Here is a 10,324-nt window from a genome sequence, read left to right as displayed (position 1 = left end):
AGATCACGGACCACAGCGCGACCGACGGCGCGAACATCGAGATGAACAGCACGCTCAGGTGTTCGTACCATTCATGCCAGATCGCCGACGTGCGGTACGCGCAGGTCACGTAGACGGGATAGCTGCCGACCTGGCGATACGCGACGATCTCGCTGCTCGCGCCGTCGTGGCCCACGCGCACCACGCCCGCGCGCGGATCGTTGCGCGGGTTGCCGAACGTGACCGAGCGATCGGTGTGCGCGAGCGACGGCGGCGGCGGATACGACGCGATCACCGCGCCGTCCGAGCGCGCGAGCGCCATCGTCATCGGCGTGCTCGCGCCGCCGAGCAGGTCGCGGTAGAACGCATTGAAATACGACGACTTCAGCGCGATCGACACCATGCCGGCGAACGAACCGTCGCTATGGCGTCGCGCGACGCCCGTGTTGAAGACGGGAATGTTCTCGAGCTTGAGCGGCCCCATCATCAGCCGCGAGATGTGTTCGATGACCTTGCCGTCGCGGATGCCGGCGAAATCGTCGCGGTTCGCGATCGACGCGTATGGCGCCGGATAGTAGAGACTGTTGGCGAGCAGCATCCCGCTCGCGCCGAAGATCGACACGGCGGCCACCTGCGGATAGCCGCCGCCGATCGTGTTCAGCGCTTCATGGATGTCGGACTCCTTGCTGCGCACGGTCGCGTCGTCCATGTCCTGCACGAGGTCGACGATGCGCGCATCGAGCGTTTCGCTCAGGTCGAATACCTTGAGCGCGTGTTCCTCGGCGACCCGCACCGTGCGCATCGTCACGTCGCTCGCGGCGGCCTCGCGCGCCTTCAGGTCGTTGTACGCCATCACCACCACGTAGATGCACGGCAGCACGATCGCCGCGACGAGCAGCACGATCAGCGTCACGCGGCGCACCGCGAAATCGTGCTCGGGTGCGCCGGACGCGTAGCTGCCGTCATCCTGCCAGTCGTCGGCGGGAGAAGGGGCGGGGGCGCGGGAGTCGGCAGGCCGTTCGGACGTCATCGAGGAAAGCGGGTGAGGCAGAGGTGTCTGCCATCATAAACGAGTTGCGGTGGCCCGCCGTGCGGTGCCGTACGGGCGCAAACCTGTCGTATATGACAGAGGTAAACCGTCAGATTGAAAACGCGACGAATCCGGCAGCGCAAACGTACACAAGGAAAAATTTTGCGTGCTTATCTCGAAAATGGTCGCGGCTGTTTTCGGAATCACGCGCGATCGGACCGATTCTGTTCGAAATGGTGAAAATGGCGAGTTGCATCGCCTCCGGTTTACTCCGAGAATCGCGCCTTGCTTTCCCTATGACAGATACATGCGCCCGTCGGCGATTGCCGCGCGGTGCGTCGCGCGCACCTGCGTCGCGGCGCCCGTGCCTGGTCGCAAGGCGGTTGGCCGCGCCCGAAACGCAAGGCACTAAAGAAGAGCGCCGCGCGGTCGTTAACGCGAGAGAGACCATTCCGTATACCGCATCGCCCCATGCCTTTGCCGATTGTAATTGCCGACGATTCGCTGCTCGCTCGCAAACTTCTGACAAAGGCGCTGCCGGGAGACTGGGACGTTGACGTCGCGTATGCAGCGAATGGTCGCGAGGCCTTGGCGCTCTATCGTGACGGCAAAGCTTCCGTGATGTTTCTGGACCTGACGATGCCCGACATGAGCGGATATCAGGTCCTGGAAACACTGCGCCACGAAGATCTGAACACGTTCGTGATCGTGGTATCCGCCGATATCCAGCCGCAGGCGCAAGCACGCGTGCGTGAATTGGGCGCGATCGCATTCGTTGCCAAGCCCGTGACGTCGGAGGCATTGCTGCCCATTCTCAAGGAGTATGGGTTGTATGCCTGAATCGGTGTTCACGGCGGAGCAACGCGACGCGTTGCAGGAAATCGCCAACCTTGCAATGGGCCGCGCCGCCGCGCGGCTTGCGTTGTTGCTCGGGCATTTCATCGAGCTGTCGGTGCCGCGCGTGCGCGTCGTGAAAGCGGCCGACGCGGGCGACGCGCTGCGCGAGATGACGGGCATCCACGACAACGTGACTGCCGTGCGCCAGGGCTTCCGTTCCGACATCAAGGGCGAGGCGATCGTGCTGTGCCGCACGGCGGGTGTCGCGCGGCTCATGTCGGTCGTCGACCGTACCTTCGGCGACGGCGTGTACGGCGGGATGGCGACGCCGGACGAGATCGTGTTCGACGTCGCGAACGTGCTGATGGGCGCCTGCGTCGCGTCGATCCTCGACGAACTCGGCCGCAAGCCCGTGTTCTTTCCGCCGGGGCTGCTCGGTGCGAACGTGTCGTTCGACGACGTCTTCCAGCCGAACGAACTGGGGTGGAGCGTCGCGCTGCTGCTCGAGGTGAACTTCGGGCTCGAGGACCATACGTTCCGCGCACATTTCGTGATGCTGATGGCCGAGGATTCGATCCGCCTGATGGGCGACGCGCTCGACGCGTTGCTGTCCGCGCTATGACGGCCGCCGCCCCGTCGCTGAGCGACCTCGTGATCGAGCGGGTCGGCTTCGGCCTGTTCGTGCTCGACCGTTCGATGACCGTCCTGATGTGGAATCGCTTCATGCAGGACCACAGCGGCATCCCGGCCGCCGACGTGATCGGCCGCAACATCTTCGACTGCTTTCCGGACCTGCCGCGCGCGTGGCTGTCGCGCAAGCTCGAGAGCGTGTTCCAGCTGGGCAGCTTCGCGTTCAGCTCGTGGGAGCAGCGGCCCTATCTGTTCCGCTTCGAGCACGACCGGCCGATCACGGGCGGCGTCGACTACATGCAGCAGGACTGCACGTTCATGCCGCTCACGCGCGGCCGCGACGTCGAGGCCGTGTGCGTGACGATCTCGGACGTCACGCACGTGAGCGTGATGCAACGAGAGCGCGAGGAAGCGGTCGCGAAGCTGCGCGAACACGCGAACCGCGACGGGCTGACCGGCATCGCGAACCGGCGCTTCTTCGAGGCGCGGCTCGGCGACGAATTCGCGCGCTGGCAGCGCTACGGCGGCGACCTGTCGGTGCTGCTGTTCGACCTCGACCACTTCAAGACGATCAACGACCGCTTCGGGCATGCGGCGGGCGACGCCGTGCTGCGCGAGACCGCGCGCCGCGTCGCGTCGATCGTGCGCGCGCAGGATACGTTCGGGCGTTTCGGCGGCGAGGAATTCGCGCTGCTGCTGCCGTGCACGAATCTCGACGAGGCGATGCGGGTGGCCGACAAGGTGCGCGAGGCGATCGGCAGCATGCCGGTCGATGCCGAGGGCGTCAGCGTGCCGGTCACGGCGAGCGTCGGCGGCACCTGCGCGAAAGCCGGCGCGCTGACCTGCGACGTACTCGTCAACGAGGCCGACGCCGCGCTCTATCGTGCGAAGCGGCTCGGGCGCGATCGGTCGGTCGCGTACGCTGACTGACCGCGCCCGCCCCGCTCAGCTTTTCGCGATGTCGGCGAGCACGCCGGCCAGCACGGCCGGCTGCGACACGAACGGCGAATGGCTGCTGTCGAGCTGGTGCACGTGGGTCGGGTTGCCGGGCGCGAACGCGTCGGCTTCGTCGATGAAGCGCTGCTGCAGCGCGGGCAGGATCACGCGATCCTGCAGGCACTTGACGTAGTGACGGTCGATCGCACCCCAGCGGGCGGCGGTCGTCGGGATCGCGGTCGCGAACGGCGCGGCCGGCACGTCGCAGCTCATCAGGTTCGCGACCGCATCGAAGTCGGCCTGCGGCACGTCTTCGTACAGCGCGCGCTTCATCAGTTCGCGATACGCGGCATCGCCGCTGTGCGGATCGACGCGCAGCGCACCGGCCACGCGCGGGCTCGCGAGCATCAGCGGGCCGAGCAGCTCGCCCTTGTTTTCCGGCGCGCGCACGTAGTCGAGGCCCGGCACGCCCGACGCGGGCATGAAGGCCGCGAGATAGACGATCTTCGCGATCTTTTCCGGCGCACGTTCGGCTGCCGCCGTGATCGCGAGGCCGCCCATGCTGTGCCCGACCAGCACGACCTTGCCGCGGCCGAGCGCGTACGCGTCGTCGACGGCCTGCATCACCTGCGTCGCGTAGTCGTCGAGCGTCGTGTTCGCGACCGGCGACGGCTCGGCGCCGAACGCGTCCTTGTCGAGCGGCCGGGCGAGGTACGACGCGGGAAAGCGCGCATGGATGCCGTGCGCGGGCAGGTCGCGCGCGATCGACAGGTAGCCGCGCGCGGCCAGCGCGGCCGCCACGTGGGCGTAGCACCACGCGCCATGCCACGCGCCGTGCACGAGCACGAAAACGGGATGATCGGACTGCGGGGTGGCGTTGTCGTTCGTCTCCATGGTGTCCGTATTTTTCGAGAAAGGTGTCATCTTAGACGAACCGGCCGCCATCGAAACGCGATCGCGCGGCGCGTTTCCCGGGCGGCAACGATCCGTCCCTTTGTGTCGCGCAGGCCACATTTCGTCGGTATCCGATTTGAATTTGTGCCGAAGCGCGCTAATTTGTTGCTTTGCCTGCGATTGCGCCCCATGAACGTCGACTATCTCTTCTACCGGAAGCCGAACAAACCCGGCCCCTATTCGCTCGACGACCTCGGCGACATCGCGCCGCCGATCGGCCCGGGCGACCTGGTGCGCGCGGGCATCGCGCGCGTATTCGAGCAGATCGACTGGCAGGAATCGCCCGACGTGCCGGGCGCGTGGTTCGGTACGGGCGGCGCGGTTTTCCAGTTCACCGCCGAACCCGACGGCCGCGTGACGAGCTTCATGGGCTCGCGCCTCGAGCGCCGCTCGATGCTGCAGCTCACACGCGAAATGGGGCTCATCGCACTCGATCTGCAGCGCGACATCGTCTACGGCTGACGCGTCGCGCGAGGCCCGTTCGCCGAGGCCGGCCGCGCCGCCCTCTCCAGGGCGCTCAACACCCCGCCACACATGGCGCGTGTCCGCCATCGAACTTCAAAGATTGCTATACTTTCGGCCAATTCCGGCTTCCGGCCGGTAATTTGTGCCTGTCTGCGTCGATCGTTCGCCTATCCCGCACGCATTCGACGCCCTGACCATCCCTGCCGGGCATGGCTTCTTCAATCGCCCCGCGTGGGTGTCTCCGTGGAGCTCGTCTTGGCCGTTTCCCATTCCGTCGTGGACGAACAAGAAACCGACGCCGCTGCCGTCACATCGGGCAGTTCTTTCTATCTGGCGATGCGCATCCTGCCGGCCGTGCAGCGCGATGCGATGTTCCAGGTCTACGCGTTTTGCCGCGCGGTCGACGACATCGCCGACAGCGACCTGCCGCGCGCCGAGCGCAACGCGGGCTTGAATCGCTGGCGCGCGGACATCGACGCCTGCTTCGCCGGTCGGCCGCCGCGCCACCTGGTCGCGCTCGATCGCGAGATCCGCGCGTTCAACCTGCAGCGCGACGATTTCCACGCGATGATCGACGGAATGGCGATGGACGCGGCCGAAGATATCTGCGCGCCCGACGAGCCGACGCTCGACCTCTTCTGCGATCGCGTGGCGAGCGCGGCCGGCCGGCTATCGGTGAGGATCTTCGGGATGCCGGAAGCCGAAGGGATCGCGCTGTCGCACCACCTGGGCCGCGCGCTGCAACTGACGAACATCCTGCGCGACATCGACGACGACGCGGCGATCAACCGGTGCTACCTGCCGCGCGAGCTGCTCGCGCGCGAAGGCATCGCGATCACCGATCCGGCGACGATCGTGCGCGATCCGGCGCTGCCGCGCGTGTGCGCGACGCTCGTCGAGCGCGCGCTCGAGCACTTCTGCCAGGCCGATGCGGTGATGGACACCTGCCCGCGTGCGCAGGTGAAGGCGCCGCGCATCATGTCGGGCGCGTATCGCTGCATTCTCGAGGCCGCGATCGCACGCGGCTTTGCCGCGCCGCGCGCGCCGCTGCGCAAGCCGAAGGCGCGCATGCTGATGATCGCCGCGCGCTACGCGCTGTTCTGAGTCGACCGAGGCGATGCCCAGAACCGTCCACGTGATCGGCGCAGGACTCGCGGGCCTGTCTGCCGCGGTCGAGCTGCAACGTCGCGGGCGCCGCATCGTGTTGCACGACGCGCATGCACACGCGGGCGGCCGCTGCCGCTCGTGGTTCGACGGGACGCTGAACACGACGCTCGACAGCGGGCTGCATACGGTTTTCGCGGGGCAGCCCGCGACGCAGCGCTACCTGCGCGCGATCGGCGCGGCCGATCAACTCGCGGGGCCCGCGCTGGCTGAATGCCCGGTCGTGGACGTCGCGTCGCAGCAGCGCTGGACGCTGCGCTTCGGCAACGGCCGCTGGCCGTCGTGGCTGTTCGATGCCGCGTCGCGCGCGCCGGGCACGACGCCGCTCGACTACCTCGCGCTCGCCCCGCTCGCGTTCGCCCGCACGGGCCGCTCGCTCGCGCAGACGATGCGATGCGACGGCGTGCTGTGGGATCGCTGGCTGCGGCCGTTTTTCCTTGGGGTGCTGAATATCGAGCCGCGCCACGCAAGCGCCGAGCTGGCGCGCGCGGCGCTGCGCGGCGCGTTTGCCGCGGGCGGCCCCGGCTGCCGCCCGCTCGTCGCGCGTCGCGGGCTCGGCAGCGCGTTCGTCGAACCGGCGCTGCGGATGCTGCAGTACGGCGGCGCGCAGATCCGCCTGAATTCGCGGCTCGACGCGTTCGAATTCGGCGCGCACGGTAATGCGGTCGATGCGGTGTCGATCGGCGGCGAGCGCATTGATCTCGCGCCGGGCGACGCGGTCGTGCTGGCCGTGCCGCCCGAGGTCGCGCAGCCGCTCGTGCCCGAACTCGCGGCGCCCGACACGTTCAGCGCGGTCGTGACCGCGTATTTCGCGGTCGACGCGTCGACCGGCAATCCGCTGCAGACGACCGTCGTCAACGGCGTCGTCGACGCAGTGCGGACCGGCGACGGGCTGCTCGCGGCGACGATCCGCGATGCGGGTCGCTGGCTCGACATGCCGCGCGACACGCTCGCGCGGCGCATCTGGGAAGACGTCGCGCGCGTGAGCGGCGCGAACCCGGAAACCATTCCCGCGTGGCAGCTCGTCGTCGAGCCGCGCGCGGGCTTTGCGGCGGTGCCGTCGCAGGAAATGAAACGTCCGGCCGTGCGTACGCGCTGGACCAATCTTGTACTCGCGGGCGACTGGATTGCCACCGGCTTGCCCGCCACGATCGAGGGCGCGATCCGTTCCGGCCAGCTGGCCGCGGACGTGCTCCAGACGCAATAAAGAGAGGGACCGATGAACGATCTCACCGAAATGGCTACCTTGTCCGCCGGCGCCGTGCCGGCCGGCGTCGACGCGGCTGTCGCGCGTGCGACCGACGCGCTGCTCGCCGCGCAGCAAGCGGATGGCCACTGGGTCTACGAACTCGAGGCGGATTCGACGATTCCCGCCGAATACGTGCTGCTCGTCCACTATCTTGGCGAGACGCCGAACCTCGAGCTCGAACAGAAGATCGGCAAGTATCTGCGCCGCATCCAGCAGGCCGACGGCGGCTGGCCGCTGTTCACCGACGGCGCGCCGAACATCAGCGCGAGCGTGAAGGCGTATTTCGCGCTGAAGGTGATCGGCGACGACGAGAACGCCGAGCACATGCAGCGCGCGCGCCGTGCCATCCATGCGATGGGCGGCGCCGAGATGTCGAACGTGTTCACGCGCATCCAGCTCGCGCTGTACGGTGCGATTCCGTGGCGCGCGGTGCCGATGATGCCGGTCGAGATCATGCTGCTGCCGCAGTGGTTCCCGTTCCACCTGTCGAAGGTGTCGTACTGGGCGCGCACCGTGATCGTGCCGCTGCTCGTGCTGAACGCGAAGCGTCCGCTCGCGAAGAACCCGCGCGGCGTGCGCATCGACGAGCTGTTCATCGATCCGCCCGTCAACGCCGGGCTGCTGCCGCGCCAGGGCCATCAGAGCGCGGGCTGGTTCGCGTTTTTCCGCGTGGTCGACCATGCGCTGCGCGCGGTCGACGGCCTGTTCCCGAGCTATACGCGCGAACGCGCGATCCGTCAGGCCGTGTCGTTCGTCGACGAGCGCCTGAACGGCGAGGACGGCCTCGGCGCGATCTATCCGGCGATGGCCAACGCGGTGATGATGTACGACGTGCTCGGCTATGCGGAAGATCATCCGAACCGTGCGATCGCGCGCAAGGCGCTCGAGAAGCTGCTCGTCGTGCACGACGACGAGGCGTATTGCCAGCCGTGCCTGTCGCCCGTGTGGGATACGTCGCTCGTCGCGCATGCGCTGCTCGAGACCGGCGATGCGCGTGCCGAGGAAGCCGTGCTGCGCGGCCTCGAATGGCTGCGCCCGCTGCAGATCCTCGACGTGCGCGGCGACTGGATCTCGCGCCGCCCGAACGTGCGGCCCGGCGGCTGGGCGTTCCAGTACGCGAACGCGCACTACCCTGACGTCGACGATACGGCCGTGGTCGTGATGGCGATGGATCGCGCGCAAAAGCTCAAGCAATCGGACACGTATCGCGAATCGATGGCGCGGGCGCGCGAATGGGTCGTCGGCATGCAGAGCAGCGACGGCGGCTGGGGCGCGTTCGAACCGGAAAACACGCAGTACTACCTGAACAACATCCCGTTCTCCGATCACGGCGCGCTGCTCGATCCGCCGACGGCCGACGTGTCGGGCCGCTGCCTGTCGATGCTGTCGCAGCTCGGCGAGACGCCGCTGAACAGCGAGCCGGCCCGCCGCGCGCTCGACTACATGCTGAAGGAACAGGAGCCGGACGGCAGCTGGTACGGCCGTTGGGGGATGAACTACGTGTACGGCACGTGGACGGCGCTGTGCTCGCTGAATGCGGCCGGCCTGACGCCGGACGACCCGCGCATGAAGCGCGCCGCGCAGTGGCTGCTGTCGATCCAGAACAAGGACGGCGGCTGGGGCGAGGACGGCGACAGCTACAAGCTGAACTACCGCGGTTACGAGCAGGCGCCGAGCACGGCGTCGCAGACGGCCTGGGCGCTGCTCGGCCTGATGGCGGCCGGCGAAGTGAACAACCCGGCCGTGGCGCGCGGCGTCGACTACCTCGTCGCTCAGCAGAACGAAGAAGGGCTGTGGGACGAGACGCGCTTCACGGCAACGGGCTTCCCGCGCGTGTTCTACCTGCGCTACCACGGTTATCGCAAGTTCTTCCCGCTGTGGGCGCTGGCGCGCTACCGCAACCTGAAGCGCGCGAACGCGACGCGCGTGACGGTCGGGATGTAACGCGTGGCGACGACGCAGCACGACGGCGTATTGCCCATCATCGCGGTGACCGGGATGGCGTTCGAGGCGCGCATCGCGCGCGGTGAAGGCGTCGAGGCCGTGTTCGCCGCGCGGGCCGACCGGCTCGAGCGGGCGCTGACCGAAGCGACTTCGCGCGGTTGCGCGGGCATCGTCAGCTTCGGCACGGCGGGCGGGCTCGCACCGGATCTCGCGCCCGGTGCGCTCGTGATCGCGAACGCGATCGACGGGCCGTTCGGTCGCGTGGAGACCGACGCGGGCTGGAGCACGCGGCTCGTCGCCGCGCTGCACGACACGCCGGTGTGGGCGCGCGTCACGCGCGGCACGATCGCGGCCGTCGGCGCGCCGGTCGTCAGCGAACAGGACAAGGCGGCGCTGCATCACGCGAAGGGCGCGCTGGCCGTCGACATGGAGTCGCATATCGCGGCGGCCTTCGCGGCTGCACGCGGCGTGCCGTTCGCGGTGTGCCGCGCGATCGTCGATCCGGCGTGGCGCACGCTGCCGAGCGCAGCGACGGCCGGCCTGCGCGACGACGGCAGCACGGCGATCCTGCCGATCCTGCGCGAACTGCTGAAGCAGCCGTCGCAGCTCGGGCCGCTGCTGCAAGTTGCCAGCGATGCGCGCGCAGCGCGCACGACGCTGATTCAGGCGCGGCATGCGTTTGGGCGTGCGGGGGCGATGCGGATCGTCTGAGCAGACACACGCCGCTACCCTTCTTTCCCGCTTTTCGGTCTGCCGTTTCGCGCGCAAAAACAAAGAGCGCTGCATCATGCAGCGCTCTTTGTTTTTGCGCGGACGCCGTTGCGGCGTTACTGCGCGGCGTTACTGCGCGGCGGGACTGCTCGCGGGCAGCGTCGGCATCGCCGGCGCGATCGGCGCGCCGTTGGCAGCCGGCGCTGTCGTCGCTCCCGCCGACGCAGCTGCGGGTGCAGCAGCCGACGCAGCGACCGGTGTCGCGGCAGGCGCACTCGCCGGCATCGCGCTATCCGCGCCCGGATCGTCGTACTGCGGCAATCCCGGCGCGGCCGGTGCATTGTTCGGCGCCGCGCCCGATGCGCCGCCGGGTGTGCCGCCCGCATCGCCCGGGTCCTCATAGTTCGGCAAGCCGCCCGGCATGG

Annotated in this window: 9 protein-coding genes and 2 pseudogenes; 8 read left to right on the top strand and 3 right to left on the bottom strand. The window is 68.3% G+C overall.

Going from position 1 to position 10,324, the window contains the following annotated elements; translation table 11 throughout:
* Nucleotides 1-1,009 (bottom strand): annotated as a pseudogene (locus tag JMF90_RS09945) (hybrid sensor histidine kinase/response regulator); the annotation flags it as partial.
* A gap of 471 nt (nt 1,010-1,480) precedes the next feature.
* Here JMF90_RS09945 and JMF90_RS09940 point away from each other — a divergent pair.
* From JMF90_RS09940 to JMF90_RS09930, 3 genes are read left to right on the top strand one after another with little or no spacing between them, the layout of a single operon-like run.
* Nucleotides 1,481-1,849 carry a response regulator gene (locus JMF90_RS09940; RefSeq protein ID WP_011548759.1) on the top strand — a complete coding sequence of 123 codons (369 nt, stop codon included), beginning with the start codon at nt 1,481-1,483 and terminating at the stop codon, nt 1,847-1,849.
* Nucleotides 1,842-2,468: a chemotaxis protein CheC gene (locus tag JMF90_RS09935; protein ID WP_011548760.1), complete on the top strand. Its 627-nt coding sequence runs from the start codon at nt 1,842-1,844 to the stop codon at nt 2,466-2,468. The genes JMF90_RS09940 and JMF90_RS09935 overlap by 8 nt, the downstream gene beginning before the upstream one ends.
* Complete coding sequence (locus tag JMF90_RS09930; protein WP_011548761.1) at nt 2,465-3,406, top strand: GGDEF domain-containing protein; 942 nt, start codon at nt 2,465-2,467, stop codon at nt 3,404-3,406. Before JMF90_RS09935 ends, JMF90_RS09930 begins: the two co-directional genes overlap by 4 nt.
* 15 nt (nt 3,407-3,421) lie before the next feature.
* Here JMF90_RS09930 and JMF90_RS09925 read toward each other — a convergent pair whose 3' ends face one another.
* Nucleotides 3,422-4,306: an alpha/beta fold hydrolase gene (locus JMF90_RS09925; RefSeq protein WP_011694908.1), complete on the bottom strand. Its 885-nt coding sequence runs from the start codon at nt 4,304-4,306 to the stop codon at nt 3,422-3,424.
* Nucleotides 4,307-4,495: 189 nt separating this feature from the next.
* Between JMF90_RS09925 and JMF90_RS09920 the strand changes: the two genes are divergently transcribed.
* From JMF90_RS09920 to JMF90_RS09900, 5 genes are all read left to right on the top strand, one after another.
* Nucleotides 4,496-4,828 carry a hypothetical protein gene (locus tag JMF90_RS09920; protein ID WP_006480205.1) on the top strand — a complete coding sequence of 111 codons (333 nt, stop codon included), beginning with the start codon at nt 4,496-4,498 and terminating at the stop codon, nt 4,826-4,828.
* A 258-nt stretch (nt 4,829-5,086) separates the two neighbouring features.
* Nucleotides 5,087-5,935: a presqualene diphosphate synthase HpnD gene (hpnD, locus tag JMF90_RS09915; protein WP_041489446.1), complete on the top strand. Its 849-nt coding sequence runs from the start codon at nt 5,087-5,089 to the stop codon at nt 5,933-5,935.
* A 13-nt stretch (nt 5,936-5,948) separates the two neighbouring features.
* Nucleotides 5,949-7,202: a hydroxysqualene dehydroxylase HpnE gene (gene hpnE, locus JMF90_RS09910; protein ID WP_011548764.1), complete on the top strand. Its 1,254-nt coding sequence runs from the start codon at nt 5,949-5,951 to the stop codon at nt 7,200-7,202.
* 12 nt (nt 7,203-7,214) lie between these two features.
* A complete protein-coding gene (gene shc, locus JMF90_RS09905) occupies nt 7,215-9,188 on the top strand; it encodes a squalene--hopene cyclase (RefSeq protein WP_011548765.1) in 1,974 nt (657 codons plus the stop codon).
* 3 nt (nt 9,189-9,191) lie between these two features.
* A complete protein-coding gene (locus JMF90_RS09900) occupies nt 9,192-9,899 on the top strand; it encodes a phosphorylase (RefSeq protein ID WP_011548766.1) in 708 nt (235 codons plus the stop codon).
* Between the two features lie 129 nt (nt 9,900-10,028).
* On the opposite strand, the pseudogene JMF90_RS09895 reads toward JMF90_RS09900, so the two are convergent.
* Nucleotides 10,029-10,324, bottom strand: a pseudogene (locus tag JMF90_RS09895) (VacJ family lipoprotein); the annotation flags it as partial.

This window comes from Burkholderia sp. E168m23, assembly GCF_016586125.1.
Lineage (GTDB): Bacteria > Pseudomonadota > Gammaproteobacteria > Burkholderiales > Burkholderiaceae > Burkholderia > Burkholderia orbicola.
The sequence above is the reverse complement of the archived record's forward strand: the minus strand, read 5'-3'. Positions and strand labels throughout refer to the sequence as shown.